Source organism: Burkholderia sp. MR1-5-21, from assembly GCF_053427715.1.
This window is the reverse complement of sequence record NZ_JBSAXD010000001.1, coordinates 72,481-87,473: the sequence shown is the minus strand read 5'-3', so window position 1 is coordinate 87,473 and position 14,993 is coordinate 72,481. Positions and strand designations below refer to the sequence as shown.

Genomic DNA, 14,993 nt, shown 5'->3' with positions numbered 1-14,993 from the left:
AATGCCCAGAAAGCCCCTTGAGATTCAACAGTCGGCCATATGCTGAACGCACGTTCACCCAGTCACTTTTTCTCCGATGAAGCGCTCGAAGTAATTCGATATCTCGCTCGCGTCGATTTCCTTTTCCTGTTCGATCAGCCAGGTGCTGAACCTGCCAACGATTTCGTCACTGACGTCCGGCAATAGCGCCTTGACGATCGACCTCCCCGACAGCCGATTGACGACCAGTCGCCTTTCACGCCCGAAGTCATGCGGCCTGACATATTCGTATATCTCCGGGTCCTTCAGCATGCCGTTCTGGTGAATGCCGGCCGCGGTCGAGAAAACATGCTTTCCGAGTATCGGCTTGTTCGACGGAATCGACTTTCCCAACAAGGCGAAGATTCTTGCGGCCACGTCATGCAGCACTTTCAGGTCGAACCGCCCGACGAATCCGGGACAGTTGCCCTTATAGTGCAAAACCGCCACGACCTCTTCGAGTGGGCAATTTCCCGCACGCTCCCCCAGCCCGCCGACCGTGACGTGTGCGATCTGCGCGCCTGCCGCGATCGCCGCCAAGGTATTTGCGGTGGCCAGCCCGAGATCGTTGTGGCAATGCACCCCCCAGGTGGTCCCCGGTGCGACGTTCCTGGTGACTTCGCCGACGAGCGTGCGGATTTCTTCCGGCGTGATTGCGCCGACGGTATCCGCAAGCGCGATACTCCGGATACCCAATGCAGACAACGCGACCGAAACCCGCTGAATGTACGCAAGCCCGCCGCGGCTTGCGTCTTCCAGAATGACCGCGATGTTCTCCCTCCCCGCTTTTCGCAAGCACGTCGCCGCTTCTTCGATTTCGCACAAAAGATAATGCAGCGATTGATTTCTCTTCTTCTGCTGATGAAGCTCCGACCCGGTTCCCAGCAGCAGGTACTGGATCGATTCGAATCCCTCGGTCGCCTTGAGCGTCTTGTGCAAGTCGTGTGGCGTCGGACGCAGCAGGACGACAGGTGTCGCACGCAGTGGCATGCTCGAAACCGCCCTGATCCATGCGAAGTCCTCATCCGAACTCGCAGGAAACCCCAATTCGATGGAATCAAGCGGCAGCAGATTCAATTGTTCGAGAATGGCCCGCTTTGTGGACAACGACATCGTGTTGCCGATGCCTTGCTCACCGTCCCTCAATGTCGTGTCGTGAATCAGAAGTGAACTCATGATCGTCCCCAAAAAATAATGACGTAGGCCGCCAGACAGAAGAACAGCGTCTTCAGAATGCTTCTTGTTCTCGAAGAGATGACCACGGCGGCAATCACCACCGCAATCTTCAGCACTCCGTCGAAATCAAAGTGACCGGAGAGATTGTCGTAATATTTCTCGCTGAACAATGATGAATAAATGATTCCGCCAATCACACCATGCGCCGCGTAATTCAGAAAGCGGGCAACCTGTGACTCGCCCGAAAACCGGATTCTCTGCATCGCCAGGACAGGAAGTGCCCGAAGTGCATATGAAAATACGCCAGCCCAAACCAGGATCTGCCATTTATCCACGCGCCTTCCCCACAAGGTAATCGCCGGCCAGAAATACCGAGGCCAGCGCGAACGGCAAGATGAACACTTGCGCGCCGCCCACGAATTTCCCCAGGACCGGCGCGAAGGCTGCAGCGGCAATCGTGATGAGCACCGGCTTGGCCTTCGGCCATTGGAAGCCCGTCAGGGTTGCGAAATGAATCGGCAAGATCATGCCGACGACCTTCATCAGCATCCCATCGATCACGCCGGCAAACATCGTGCCGACGAGGGTCGCGACGAGCGCCGTACCAATCGAGATACTGCCGACTCCGATGTAGTAATCAAACAATTCCGTGGACGACGCTTCCTTCTTTGAATTCGAAACGACAAACGTCGACGCTGATATCATGAATATCGCGGCCAGCAGCTTCTTCAGGGAATTTCCGCTTAATCGGCTCCCCAGCACGGACGCCATGATCACAAATCTGAAATTGATCATTACGCTCGCCAGCAACAGCGTAGCGAGGGAAATGGCCTCCCCGTTCTGGACGATGAATACCTGAAGCGGAGCGGCAAACACGATCGCGGTCATCAAGCCGGCCTGAAAGGTGCTGTAGCCGGCACCAGCGCAAAGCGATCCGACGGAGAAGAACAGAAACACGTAAGACAACGAGACGGGAATGGAGTCGCGCATTCCGTCAACAAAGAACGACCTTCGTGCCCGCCCCCCATCGAGTACGGACTTCATGCGTGCGATGGTTCTCATATTCACGATTCGAGCTGACTGTTTATCGGCTGGATGATCTGCGGCACGACCGCACACCTCTGCGAATGCGCCCACACTCGGTAAGTCGGGATTGCAGGCATGACCTGCGCCGCAAAAGACCTTGCCTGCAGGAAATCGGCGCCAGGAAGTGCGAACAGGCCCGCTTCTCGACGCCGGTCGGCGATTCGACGCGGCATTACCGGTCTACGCCGAGTCACGCGCATCCGGCGCCGGCGATCGCCCGGCGCGTACGCCGGGCAGAACCGATCGAATCGGCGGGCCAGATCATGCGAGGCCGCTCCGGAACCGGAACGCGGCATCCAGATAATCCGATTCGCTGAACTTCCCGCCCCGCTCCTCCACGATGAAATTGCCTGTGTAGCCCGCATCGTTCAGACGATCGATGACTTCCTCATATTTGAAATCCCCGCTGCCCAACGGAAGATGAACGTGATCCGGAACCCGCATATCGGCAAAATGAACGTTCCTGATCCACTTGATCATCGGGCTCAACCTGTCGTAATAGGTGTCATCCATTCCCCGGAAGGATGTGAAGTGGATAATATCCATCGTTATGAAAACCCCGTAACAAGCGCACAATTCTTCCTGTTCTTCGTCGCTCAGCACGATATAGTTCGGCCGCTCATTGCCGGTGTTCTCGAGACAGATATCGATATCGAATCGGGATGCTTCTTCGGCAAGCTGTGTCAGTGATTTCTTTAATTGACCGAAAAGTTGCTGCTGCTCGCCCGCATCCTTTGCCAGATAACCCGGATGACATGTGAAGCGGCTGGCCCCGAGCTTCGCCGTCAGCCGCATCGTGCGTTTCATCAGGTCGACCGCCTGCTCGCGCCGATCGTCTTCCGGACTCGAGATATCTGTATCCCGGCCGATATAGGGCGCGTGAACGCTGAAATAGAGACCACGCGCCTCCTTGAGCGCAAGGATTCGCTCGAATTCCCGATCGACTTCGCTTTCGGTCTTCGCGAAATACGATCGCGCCTCATTGTCGAATTCGATTTCGATGGTCTTGAACCGTTCGCTCAGCAGGTCCAGCGAGGAAAAAAGATTCTCGCTGTCGTCCAAGATGTTCGTCGAGATACCAATTCGATTCGAGAGATTCATTGTTCGACTCCTGTATCCTGATAAAAGACATGGCTGAAGATGCACCATCAGCCGTTGAAAATGACTGACGATCCGATGGACGTTCCGCGCTTCAAATGGCGAGACGATTAAATGAACCCATGCTCCATATAAAATAACGACCTGAATCGCTGCGTGTTTTCAATGTATCAACTACTCAGACGAATATGAATTAGAAAATTCTCAATTTTTATCTTGATGATTCCGGGATGCGATGAAACGGCGTGCGATTCCGTTTTGGCGGCAAGACGAGTTTCTGTCAGATGGGAAATCACGCGCGTGCGGCCGCGGATGAGTGTGCAGCGCCGGACCAGCGCGTCTGTCGCGGGGAGGCCCATATGTTGTACGTCAAGCGTCAGGGGCTGAATTGAGGTGAGCAGCCGAAGCGAAGGCTATATGAGCGCCTTCAGTCACGAGTCTGGCGGCGGTCCTGACGCCGACTCCCGGCATGCTGGTCAGGACCGGCCAAAGAGGGTGAGCAAGCACCAGCCGCTCAACTTCGGCGACGATTTCGTTACGCTGCTTGCGCAACGCGGCGAGTTGCTGGGCCAAGCGTGTCCAGTTGTTGGTATGCCGGGGTGCTTGCTGACGATTGTGCAACCCGGAAGGGGCCGGGCATTGCGAATTTTCCGAAACTCGATGGGAAATGCCTTATTTCGAAGCGCGAGTCGCGGGCGGCATGACGGACATCTCGCCCGCCTTCTGCACGTCGCCCGGCACGGACGCCCAGCCACCGCCAAGCGCCTTGTAAAGCGCGACATACGCGCTCAGCAGGTCGACGCGCCCCTGCACGTCCGAGAGTTGGGCGTTGAACAGCTTCTCCTGCGCGTTGGTCACTTCGAGAAAGCTCGAATACCCGCTTTCGTAGCGCGCACTCGCCTGATTTGCGTAGACGGCGAGCGCGTCCTTCTGGCTGTTCAGGCTGCCCACGCGCACCGCCGATTGCTGCGCGCCGACGAGCGCGTCGTCGACTTCGGCAATCGCCTTGAGCACCGCCCCCTGGTACGCAAGCAGCGCCTGCTCCCGTTGCGAATCCGCGATGCGCACCTGCCCGCGAATCGCGCCCCCCTGGAATATCGGCTGCGACAGGCCGGCCGAAATCCCCCAGATCTGCGAAGCGCCATGCCAGAGCGCGCCGGTGCCGCCCGCCGCCTGCCCGATAAAGCCCGACAAGCTGAGCGACGGAAGATAGAGCGTCTGCGCCGCGCCGAACAGCGCATTGGCAGCGACCGCGCCCTGCTCCGCCCGCAGCAGGTCGGGGCGCCGGTTCAACAGGTTGATCGGCGGATCGGCCGCAAGAGGCGGCAGCGTCATGAGCGCGATCGGCCTGCCCCGCTCGATCGGTCCCGGTTCGCGGCCGAGCAGCACGGACAGCGCGTTTTCGATCCGGACAATGTTCGCGCGCAACGGCGGAATCGCCGCTTGCGTCGCGAAGTAGTCGTCTTGCGCCTGGCTCAACTCCATGTCCGAGATGACGCCGTGCGCGCGGCGCAGCGTGAAGATATCGAGCGCATGCCCGCGCGCATCGAGCGTCCGCTGTGCGATCTCGAGCTGCGCGTCGAGCCCGCGCAGCGTGAAATAGCCTTGCGCGACGCTCGCCGCCAACGACAGCGCGATCCCGCGCCGCGCATACTCGGCCGCCCACAGGTCCGCCTTCGCCGCTTCGGTCTGCCGGCGAATCCTGCCCCACAGATCGATTTCCCAGTTCACGCTGCCTTGCACCTGGAACCGGTCGTTCGGTCCGTCGAAGCCCTCGAGCGGCGTGCCCGCGAACAGCGAGCGCTTGTCGCGGCTCGCCGCGAAAGACGCTCCGACGCTCGGAAACAGGCCGGCGCGCGTCGCCTGCACCTGGCCGCTGAACTGTTCGATACGTGCCGCCGCGATGCGCGCGTCGTAGTTGCTGCGCATCGCCTCCTCGACGAGCGACGCGAGCACCGGATCGCCGAAGCCCAGCCACCACGCGCCGTCGTGATCGACGGATGCGTCTGCCGTCTCCGCATGCCGGTATGCCTGCGGCGCGGCCGTGACGGGACGCTCGTAGTCTGGGCCGATCGCACAGCCGGCCAGTGCGATCGACAACGCGGCCAGAGTCATGCTGATCCGCTTCATTGCGCCTCCCCTTCGCCGATTCGCGCGGGCGAATGCCCTGTCGCCGGCTGTAGGTCGCCGGAGCCGGTCCGGTCGGTCTTGTCGGTCTTGCCGCGCCTGCCGCCGAGGCGGTCGGCCGTTGACGCGATCAAATGGAAGAACAGCGGCACGAACAACAGCGCCAGCGTCGTGGCCGCGATCATCCCGCCGATGATCCCGGTGCCGATCGAATGCCGCGAATTCGCCCCCGCGCCATACGCGATCGCAAGCGGAACCGCACCGAGAATGAATGCGAGCGACGTCATCACGATCGGCCTCAACCGCAGCCGCGCCGCTTCGACGGCCGCCTCAAGCGTGCTCATCCCTTCCCTTCGCTTGACCACCGCGAACTCGACGATCAGGATCGCGTTCTTCGCGGCGAGCCCCACCAGCGTGACGAGGCCGATCTGGAAATAGACGTCGTTCTCGAGTCCGCGCAGCCAGATCGCGACGAGCGCCCCGAAGATCGCAAACGGAATCGCCGTCAGGATCGACAACGGCAGCGACCACGATTCGTATTGGGCCGCGAGGATCAGGAACACCATCAGGATGCCGAACGCGAACACGGCGACCGTCGTGTTGCCGGCCTTCTTCTCTTCGAATGACTGCCCGCTCCACTCGAACGCGTAGCCGGCAGGCAAGGTGGCACGCGCCACCTCCTCCATCGCGGCAAGCGCCTGGCCCGAGCTGTAGCCGGACGCCGCGCCACCGGTCACCTTCGCGGCCGGAAAGCCGTTGAAGCGCGTCTCGAGATCCGGGCCGCTCACGTACGACACCTTCACGAGGCCCGCGACCGGCACCATCTTGTCGTCACCCTGGCGCACGTAGAGGCTCTGAAGATCCTGCACGCGTTCGCGGTATTGCGGCTCCGCCTGCAGGATCACCTGCCACACACGGCTGTCGAGCGTGTACTGGCTCACATACAGCGAACCGAACAGCGCCTGCAGCGTGCCGTACACCTGCGCGATCGGCACGCCGAGCGCTGCCGCCTTGTCGGCGTCGGCCTCCACACGCAGCTGGCGCGACGACGACTTGATCGTCGTCATCAGGTTCGCGAGTTCGGGGCGCTTCGATGCCGCCTTGATGAACTCGCGCGTCGTCGCCTCAAGCTGCGCCGCCGTCCCGTTGCCGCGGTTCTGCACCCAGAATTCAAAACCGCCCTGCGTGCCGAGCCCCGGAATCGACGGCGGCATGACGGGCACCGCGATGGCCTCCTGCATGCCGCGCAACTGCGGGACGAGCTTGCGCATCACGCCGAGGATCGACAGCTCCAGGCTGCCGACGCGTTCATCGAAGTCCTTCAGCCCGACGAACACTGTCCCCGCATTGGTCTTGAACTGACCGTCGATGAAGCTGTAGCCGGCGAGCGCCGACGCGTCCTCGACCGCCGGGTGCTGCCTGAACAGCTCCGCGACCTGCTCGGTCGTCTTCTCGGACCGCTCGAGGCTCGCCGCGTCGGGCATGAAGATCCCGGACAGTGCATAGCCCTGGTCCTCCTTCGGCACGAAGCTGCCCGGGATGTGCGCGAAGAGGCCCCACACCGCGACGAGCATCGCGCCGCACAGCACGATCGACAGCGCGGCGCGGCGCATGACCACGCGCACCGCCGACGTGTAGCGGCTGGTGAGCCGCTCGAACATCGCGTTGAACCACGCGAACAGGCGCCACGGCTTGCCGTGCGCGGGCTTCAGGAGCAGGGCGGCAAGCGCCGGCGACAACGTCAGCGCGACGATGCCGGAAATCGTCACCGATACCACGAGCGTCAGCGCGAACTGCTTGTAGAGCATGCCCGTCGTGCCGCTGACGAACGCGACCGGAATGAAGACGGCCGACAGCACGAGGACGATCGCGATCACCGGGCCTGTCACCTCCTCCATCGCCCGTAACGTCGCGTCCCTCGGCGACAGGCCGAATTCGTGCATGTTGCGCTCGACGTTCTCGACGACGACGATCGCGTCGTCGACGACGATCCCGATCGCCAGCACGAGTGCGAACAACGTGAGCAGGTTGATCGAGAAGCCGAGCGCGAGCAGTCCCGCGAACGTGCCGATCACGGATACGAACACCGCGAGAACCGGAATCACGGTCGCGCGCCAGCTTTGCAGGAACAGGAACACCACCGCGACGACCAGCACCACGGCTTCGATCAGCGTGTGGACGACCTCGCCGATCGAGGCCTGCACGAACTTCGTGGTATCGAGCGACACCTTCGTCGCGATCCCTTGCGGCAGCGTCGGCTCCATCTTCTCGAGCTCGTCGCGAACGCCCTTCACCACTTGCAGCGCGTTCGATCCGGGCTGCTGGTACACGGCGATCAGCGTCGCGGGCTTGCCGTTCAGCGATGACCGCAGCCCGTAGCTGTTCAGGCCGACTTCGGCGTGGCCGATGTCGCGAATGCGCACCGCGGCGACGTCATGCTTGGCAGCGCGGATGATGATGTTGTCGAAATCCTCGGGTTTCGCCAGTCGCCCCGGCGTCACGATCGGAAAGCTCAGCACCTGCCCTTTCGGGCTGGGCGTCTGCCCGATGCTCCCCGCGCCGTATTGCTGGTTGTGGCTCGCCACCGCGTTCTGCACGTCGGTCGCGGTAATGCCGAGTGCGGCCATCCGGTCGGGCTTGAGCCAGACGCGCATGGCCAGATCCGCGTTGCCCATGATTTGCGCCTGGTTCGCGCCGGGCACGCGCTTGATCGCATCGAGCACGTAAAGATTCGCGTAGTTGCCGACGTACTGCTGGTCGTAGCGGCCGTCCGGCGACGAAACCGCAATCAGCATCAGGATGCTCGACGAGCGCTTCTGAACGTTGATCCCGTTCTGCTGGACCGCCTGCGGCAACTTCGCGAGCGCGAGGTTCACGCGGTTCTGCACCTGGACCTGCGCGATGTCCGGATCCGTGCCGGTGTCGAAGAAGACGTTCAGCGTCATCTGGCCCGTCGGCGAACTGGTCGACTGCATGTAGATCATGTTGTCGACGCCGTTCACCTGCGTCTCGATCGGCGCGGCGACCGCCTCGGCCACCGTCTGCGAATCCGCGCCCGGATAGGTCGCCGTCACCGTCACCTGCGGCGGGCTCAATTCCGGATACTGCGCGATCGGCAGATTGAACATCGCGACGAGGCCGCCGATCACGATGACGAGCGACAGCACCACCGCGAATACGGGGCGCTTCACGCAAAAAGCAGCTAGCATGCGCCCCCCGTCAGTGCGTGCCGGCGGCCGGCGCTTGCGACGGCAACTGCCTGGAAACCGCAACCGGGGCACCCGCGCTCAGCTTGAGCGCGCCGTCGACGACCACGTTGTCGCCTGCGCGAAGTCCCTCGCTGATCAGCCAGTCGTCGCCGACCGTGTCGCCCAGCGTGACCGGACGCTGTTCCGCCTTGAACGCCGCCTGCCCGTCGGCGCCGCGTGGTGCCAACATGACGACGTAGACGAAGTCGCCCTTCGGCCCGCGCATCACCGCACGCTGCGGCACGGCGATCGCTGCGGGAAACGACGCACCGATCACGCTCACACGCACGAACTGGCCGGGACGCAGCACCCGCTTCGGGTTTGGCATTTCCGCGCGGACGAGGAACGTGCCGGTCTGCTGGCTGTAGGTCGGATCCGCGAATGTGATACGGCCGCGCTCCGGATAGATCGTCCCGTCGCTCAGCGTGATCTCGACCTCGTACTGGCCGTCGTGCGGTACCGCGAGGCGGCCCGAATCGCGCGCGCTCTGCAACCGAAGAAGCTGGTTTTCCGACACGCTGAAATTCACGCGCATCCGGTCCATCGACGACACCGTCGTCAACTGGCTGTTCTGCGCGCTCACGTACGTGCCTTCCATCTGGCTCGCGGCACTTGCCATGCCGTCGACGGGCGAACGCACGTAGGTATACGAAAGATCGAGCTGCCTTGCAGCCAGGTTCGCCTTCGCGCGATCCACGGCCGCCGCCGCTTCGTGCTCGTTCGCGACGGCGTCGTCGAGGTCCTTCGCGCTGAGCGCGTTCCGCTCGGCAAGTGGCTGCACGCGGGCAAGATTGGCCTTGGCACGCGCGAGCCTTGCCTCCTGCTGGGCCAGTTCCGCCTTGGCCGCGTTGACCTGCACCTGGAACGGCTCGTGATCGATCTCGAACAGCACCTGGCCCGCCTTCACCGATGCGCCCTCGACGTAGTTCCGCTTGACGATGAATCCCGATACGCGAGCGCGGATCTCGACCTCGTGCCCGCTCTCGGTTTGTCCGACGAACTCCATCACCGCGGGCGTGGCGTGCGCCACGACGTTCAGCGCAGCGACCTCCACGGGGCCGGTTGCGGGGGGAATGCCCGCCGGCTTGCAGCCGGCGAGCGTGAGTGTTGCCGCGACGAACGCAGCCACAAGCGGCGTCGTGCCGACTGGATGCTTCGGGCGCTTGCCGTCAGCGACCGGACCGGAATCCGTCATCAGTAATCCTCATTGCTTTTTTTGGAAGAAGTCAGCGAATATGTTCCAGCTCGCCGGAATTCGTCTCGACGGGCCAGAATTGCGGCAGCCGCAGCCGGTTGTTCACGCAAGGTAAAAGCGAATGCGATTGTGCATTCGCGGCGGCACGATCGGCACCGGAAAATTCCCAGATTCGTTCGGAAAACGCGGGCAAACCACATCGCCGCCTCGACGCGCACCATACGACCGGATATCCATGCGATGCCGGCAAGCATCGCGCAGCCACATCGGGTTGTTGTCCTGGCGCAGGGTCATGCGGGTCATGCCGTGAATCTTGAAAGCTGGCCAGACAAAAAAAATCCTGCTCCGGGTGACGGAGCAGGACCAACTTGAGATCACGGAGCAGGAGGGGTGTCCTGCAGGGTCAATTCTACTTACCGCGCCCTCTGATTCACTCACCCGATTCCCAATTGCATTCGGAAATTTCCCAATTGGCCGACAAGGCGCCGACGGGCCATCCATCATGTCGCCGCAGCAACACCGAAGTCCAGGGATTAGACGACGCAATGCACACGCGATGCGGACTACTATCGGCGGCGAAAGCCGCCGCCACCGCCCGCGCGTTCGCCTTGAGCGTAGCGTTGGCTCTGGACTGCCCCTCGCTGTCGATTTTGCATTTCCCGGTTCAGGTCGCCGGAGGAAAACTGTCCGCCGGTCCTGTTAAATCCACTCGCAGGACTTTGGGGCGAGCCGCCGCCCGGCGGGTTCGCAGCGGATGGTGTCCGACGCTGCTGTTGATAGCCTTGTGCTTTTTGCTGAGCAGCCGCGGAATTGGCGGTCTGGGTCCCGGCGGAACGCTGCTGCTGAGCGCTCTGCATTCTTTGCTGGACAGTAGCCGAATTGGCGGTCTGGGTCCCGGCGGAACGCTGCTGCTGAGCGCTCTGCGCTCTTTGCTGGACAGTAGCCGAATTGGTGGTCTGGGTCCCGGCGGAGCGCTGCTGCTGAGCGCTCTGCGCCGCCTGTGGCGTGGGCTTGTTGACAGGAGACCAGGAGCCATTGTCGTATTTCTGCCAGCTACCGTTGGTGTTCTTATAGACGTTCCCGTCACGACCAGCGTACATGTCGCCGCTCGCGGTTTTACCCGCCACCGCACGGCCATTCGCGCTCGTGCCGGCAATCGCCTTGCCCCCTGCGGAGTTCTGATACGTACCGACCGAGCCCCTGGCCGTCGTCGCATGCTGGGTCGCCGCCCACTGGTTACCTTTCGTGACAACCGAACTCCCCCATTGGCCGTAAGCGTTCGAGCCTTGGCGCGTAGCGGCATAGGCGCCGGTGTACGGGTTGTAGGCTTGCGCAACACTTCCGCTGCCGTATCGCCCGGAAGCAGTCGCGCCACGTGCATAGGTGCCTGTGTACGGGTTGTACGATGTGCCCCACTGAGCACTCCCGTTCGGCCCGTAAACGCCCCCTCTTACGGCGCTCGCTCCCGTATAGGGGTTGTAGGTGCGATAGCCATAGGGCGCCGGACGCGGGTAGTAAGCCGGGTAAGGTCCACGCCCCGCGCCAACGTAGGGCGGATAGTAGTACCCGTTGCCCTGCGCGATAATCGCGCCGACTGCAGCGCCTGCGATGAAAACGCCGAGATACCCTGCTGTGTAGCTTGCCTGTACCGTGCCGGTGGGGGTCGCCGATTGCGTGACATAGGTCACGTTATAGACTGGCGAACTCGGTGGAATCGTATAGATGACTTGGGGCACGGTGGTACTGGTTTTCCATGGCCCGGTTGGCGACGAAGAATCGAACCACACACCCTGAGAGCAAACGTAATAGCGATTTTGCACTTTGATGACTTTGTCAGGCGTGTTCACCGCGTATGCGAGCGTTGTGCCTTGAATGGGCTGGAACTGGGGCTCGCCGCTGTACGAAACCTTGACCGCGGCCGCAGCCGCGGCGGGGTTGACCTCCACCGTCGTCGGGATCTGCGCGAGCAGCACGGCGTCTTCTGCTTCCGGCGTCCCGGGCACGGAACTGAGGACCCGGGCGACCGCGCTATCGCGCGGAATCTTCGCGAAATCAGGCGGCAACTGGTTCGTCGCGAACGTCCACGGCCCGGTGAGCCCGGGCGCGGAAAACCAGCGACCGCCGCTCAAGTAATAGTACGTTTTGGTCGGTGAATAGACGAACACATCGCTGTCGGTATTTTTCGCGAAGACCAGTTGGGTGCCGGGAATCGTTGCATAAACAGGCTTTCCGTCAAACACGATCAGTTCTGCGGGCGTGTTGCTGAAGAACACCCCGGGCGCTTTGGCCCGCTGTCCTTTGGGCGAGGGAATATAGGGCTTCAAGTCTGCCCAGGTGGGATCGGCAGGAACCTTTGACATCTTGGCTGGCAGCGTCTTCGCTTCTGCCCATCCGCTTTTCACGTCGGTCGACGTCATCCATGACTGCCCGGTGAACAAGTAGTACTGGTGGCTGGCGCTATCGACAAACAGCGGCCAGTTGACGTTGACGACAAACGCAAGGTCGGAATTCTGAATCGGCGCCAGCACCGGCTCACCGTCCACAAGCAGCAGGATCGCCGGCCCGAAACTCGCAAAGATTGCCGGCGGGTCGTTCTTGACGGCTGCAACCGGAGGCGTGTTCTTTTTCTCCACACTTGCGACCAGGCGGTCGACCGATATGGTCAGCGAAGCCTGCGGATTGAGAAATTTGCGCACGAGCTGATCCAGCTTTTTGGCCGTTGCCGGATCGGTGTCTGGAAAAGTCGTCCCGGTAATTTGCGGATTGCTCAAGAGCACGTTACGGCTGTCGACGTCAACATCCGTGTGCATCTGCAGCGTGATAATGCCTACCTGCGGCTTACCGCCGCGCGGAGTCACGTTTATCGCCATGCGACCGGTGACTTCCTTGAATTCCTTCCATTCATCGATCTGCGGTTGGTAATAGACGAGCGTAGCGTCGTCTCTTGAGATCTCTCGCGGCCAACCGGGGTCTTGAGCCGCAGCGGGGCCCGGAAGCGCTACCGATAGCACCAGCGCAAGCGCCAAAGCCCGTGTCAATGCGCTGATCGGCATTGCTGATCGCGCCATGTCTTGCTCCTCGCCAGCGTCGTGGCCTGCCTGCAGCGCACCCGAACGTGGGTATACGGCAGGAATCGCTGATCACGCGGCGCAGATCGCTTCGCAGCTGCTCGTCACCCGTTGAATACGGAGAGGCCCTATCAACCTCTTGGTCGGTCGCGTCGCTCGATTTAACTCTTGGAATCTAGGTCAGCCGCTACGCTCGGGCAATTGGACTTTGGTCTCATCCAGCCGGATGCACGGGTGTATTGAAGGCGAACGCAGAACGACGTCGAGCGGCGCACAAGGATTGAGTGCGCCGTCGCCCGCTGTGCCGTCGCCCGTTGCGCCAGCGTCCGACGCGCCACCAACGACGAAGGCCGACAAGCTCGCGCCGGCTGAGGTCCCGCTGTGTTGCGAGCAGATAGTCGCCCCTGAACAAATCATTTTGCGCTGAGACCGGGTTCATGCCGTCGACAGCACTGCGGTGTTGACGCTGTAGGACCAAGGTCCAATGTTCGCCAGGCGTCGCGATGGTAGGCTAGGAATCCACCTCATCAGGTCGCTGCCCGATGGGCAGTGCTTCGCCGCCAGCTGCATCGCCGGAGGGAAACAGCCTATGAGTGATGCCCGTCCTCCTGTCGACCTTCCCCGTGTCGTTCTCGCCATCGGCACGTTGTTGCTGCTGATCGGCGGCAGCCTGTACGTTCTGCATCCCTTCGTGCCGGCGATTATCTGGGGCACGATGATTGTCGTCACGACATGGCCTGCTCTGCTGGGTCTGCAGCATCGCTTGCACGAAAGGCGCGGGCCCGCGGTCGTGATCATGCTGCTCGTGCAGATCGTGGTCATCATCGTTCCTGTTTACGGGGCCGTGTCGACGCTCGCCGACCATGCCCCCGATATCACGGCCTTTGTCAAAGGTTTGCCCGACTACGCGCTTCCGTCACCTCCACGATGGGTGGCGGGCATACCTTTGGTCGGCGCGCGGATCTCACACGAGTGGCAGATCTTGTCGGACGCAGCGCCGGGGAGCGTGCTCGCGACGCTCCAGCCGTACGCGGCCAACGCTGCGCGGTGGCTCCTCGCGCGCGTGAGCCAGTTGAGCATCTTCATGTTGCATCTGCTGCTCATGCTGATCGTGTGCGGCCTTCTCTATGCAAAAGGCGAAGCCGCCGCTCAGTTGGTGATCCGTCTTGCCCAGCGCGTCGCCCCTCACAATGGGCCGGACATGATCCATCTCGCTGGCCTGTCGATTCGCGCGATCGCGCTCGGCGTCGTGGTGACGGCCGTCGTGCAGGCGGCGCTCGGCGCCCTCGGCATCTGGATCGCCGGTGTTCCGTTTGCCGGTGTCCTGGCCGCGCTTTTGCTCATCGCGTGTCTCATACAGATCGGCCCGCTGCTGCCGTTGCTCGGCTGTGTGGCATGGCTGTTCATGAACGGCTCGCGGCTCACGGCGATCCTGTTGCTGGTCTGGTCCATCGGCGTCGCCATGCTGGACAACATCTTGCGCCCGTTGCTCATCCGGCGCGCCGTCTCGCTGCCGATGGTGCTCATTCTTTCGGGGGTTCTCGGCGGCCTGCTTTCGATGGGCGTGGTCGGGCTGTTTATCGGGCCCGTGATTCTCGCCGTCACCTACCAATTGCTGCTGGCATGGATCGACACGCCGGGGCCGTCCTCGGGCGCCGCGGATACGCCGGCATCCCGCCCAGCCGCGCCGGCAGGAGACGGGACGACACGGGATTGACCGCTGCTGTCGGTGAGGTCGCCTCGGCCGAGCCCGGGCACGGCAGGCGAGACGGGACGACAAAATTGGTGCCGACTGGAGATGGCGAGCAGATGGCCATCGTCATGCGGATGAGTGAATCCTCGACCCGCGGCTGTGCAGAGGGCGACGTCAAAAGACCTAAACTGGGGTGTGGAGGCTTGCGCCGGATCGGTCGTCATCCTGATCAGGATTCAGTCGGTACGCGCGGATCATCTTCGGGCGCACCCCCAAAGGAGACA

Annotated in this window: 10 protein-coding genes and 1 pseudogene; 1 reads left to right on the top strand and 10 read right to left on the bottom strand. The window is 62.2% G+C overall.

What is annotated here, in order from left to right; genetic code table 11:
- Nucleotides 1-54: 54 nt before the first annotated feature.
- The 10 genes and pseudogenes from ACV229_RS00340 to ACV229_RS00295 all read right to left on the bottom strand — a co-directional run bounded on the left by ACV229_RS00340 (nucleotide 55) and on the right by ACV229_RS00295 (nucleotide 13,016).
- The gene (locus tag ACV229_RS00340) at nucleotides 55-1,194 is read right to left on the bottom strand and encodes a LeuA family protein (RefSeq protein ID WP_448081123.1); all 1,140 of its coding nucleotides are present in this window, start codon (nucleotides 1,192-1,194) and stop codon (nucleotides 55-57) included.
- Nucleotides 1,191-1,529 carry an AzlD domain-containing protein gene (locus ACV229_RS00335; RefSeq protein WP_448081122.1) on the bottom strand — a complete coding sequence of 113 codons (339 nt, stop codon included), beginning with the start codon at nucleotides 1,527-1,529 and terminating at the stop codon, nucleotides 1,191-1,193. The genes ACV229_RS00340 and ACV229_RS00335 overlap by 4 nt, the downstream gene beginning before the upstream one ends.
- A complete protein-coding gene (locus tag ACV229_RS00330; protein ID WP_448081121.1) occupies nucleotides 1,522-2,256 on the bottom strand; it encodes an AzlC family ABC transporter permease in 735 nt (244 codons plus the stop codon). Before ACV229_RS00330 ends, ACV229_RS00335 begins: the two co-directional genes overlap by 8 nt.
- 285 nt (nucleotides 2,257-2,541) lie before the next feature.
- On the bottom strand, nucleotides 2,542-3,381 hold the full coding sequence (locus tag ACV229_RS00325) for a sugar phosphate isomerase/epimerase family protein (RefSeq protein WP_448081120.1): 840 nt from the start codon (nucleotides 3,379-3,381) through the stop codon (nucleotides 2,542-2,544).
- 387 nt (nucleotides 3,382-3,768) lie between these two features.
- Nucleotides 3,769-3,954 (bottom strand): annotated as a pseudogene (locus ACV229_RS00320) (IS110 family transposase); the annotation flags it as partial.
- 96 nt (nucleotides 3,955-4,050) lie between these two features.
- The gene (locus tag ACV229_RS00315) at nucleotides 4,051-5,508 is read right to left on the bottom strand and encodes an efflux transporter outer membrane subunit (protein WP_448081119.1); all 1,458 of its coding nucleotides are present in this window, start codon (nucleotides 5,506-5,508) and stop codon (nucleotides 4,051-4,053) included.
- Complete coding sequence (locus tag ACV229_RS00310) at nucleotides 5,505-8,714, bottom strand: efflux RND transporter permease subunit (protein ID WP_448081118.1); 3,210 nt, start codon at nucleotides 8,712-8,714, stop codon at nucleotides 5,505-5,507. The genes ACV229_RS00315 and ACV229_RS00310 overlap by 4 nt, the downstream gene beginning before the upstream one ends.
- Nucleotides 8,715-8,724: 10 nt before the next feature.
- On the bottom strand, nucleotides 8,725-9,948 hold the full coding sequence (locus ACV229_RS00305) for an efflux RND transporter periplasmic adaptor subunit (RefSeq protein ID WP_448081117.1): 1,224 nt from the start codon (nucleotides 9,946-9,948) through the stop codon (nucleotides 8,725-8,727).
- 102 nt (nucleotides 9,949-10,050) lie between these two features.
- Complete coding sequence (locus tag ACV229_RS00300; protein ID WP_448081116.1) at nucleotides 10,051-10,251, bottom strand: hypothetical protein; 201 nt, start codon at nucleotides 10,249-10,251, stop codon at nucleotides 10,051-10,053.
- A 263-nt stretch (nucleotides 10,252-10,514) separates the two neighbouring features.
- A complete protein-coding gene (locus tag ACV229_RS00295; protein WP_448081115.1) occupies nucleotides 10,515-13,016 on the bottom strand; it encodes a hypothetical protein in 2,502 nt (833 codons plus the stop codon).
- A gap of 589 nt (nucleotides 13,017-13,605) precedes the next feature.
- On the opposite strand from ACV229_RS00295, the gene ydiK reads away from it, so the two are divergent.
- The gene (gene ydiK, locus ACV229_RS00290; protein WP_448081114.1) at nucleotides 13,606-14,733 is read left to right on the top strand and encodes an AI-2E family transporter YdiK; all 1,128 of its coding nucleotides are present in this window, start codon (nucleotides 13,606-13,608) and stop codon (nucleotides 14,731-14,733) included.
- The last annotated feature ends 260 nt before the right edge of the window (nucleotides 14,734-14,993 follow it).

Bases quoted from the DNA above. Each gene is read 5' to 3' on its own strand.
- ACV229_RS00340 (WP_448081123.1), bottom strand. From the start codon at position 1,194: ATGAGTTCACTTCTGATTCACGACACGACATTGAGGGACGGTGAGCAA.
- ACV229_RS00330 (WP_448081121.1), bottom strand. From the start codon at position 2,256: ATGAGAACCATCGCACGCATGAAGTCCGTACTCGATGGGGGGCGGGCA.
- ACV229_RS00325 (WP_448081120.1), bottom strand. From the start codon at position 3,381: ATGAATCTCTCGAATCGAATTGGTATCTCGACGAACATCTTGGACGAC.
- ACV229_RS00315 (WP_448081119.1), bottom strand. From the start codon at position 5,508: ATGAAGCGGATCAGCATGACTCTGGCCGCGTTGTCGATCGCACTGGCC.
- ACV229_RS00310 (WP_448081118.1), bottom strand. From the start codon at position 8,714: ATGCTAGCTGCTTTTTGCGTGAAGCGCCCCGTATTCGCGGTGGTGCTG.
- ACV229_RS00305 (WP_448081117.1), bottom strand. From the start codon at position 9,948: ATGACGGATTCCGGTCCGGTCGCTGACGGCAAGCGCCCGAAGCATCCA.
- ACV229_RS00300 (WP_448081116.1), bottom strand. From the start codon at position 10,251: ATGACCCGCATGACCCTGCGCCAGGACAACAACCCGATGTGGCTGCGC.
- ACV229_RS00295 (WP_448081115.1), bottom strand. From the start codon at position 13,016: ATGGCGCGATCAGCAATGCCGATCAGCGCATTGACACGGGCTTTGGCG.
- ydiK (WP_448081114.1), top strand. From the start codon at position 13,606: ATGAGTGATGCCCGTCCTCCTGTCGACCTTCCCCGTGTCGTTCTCGCC.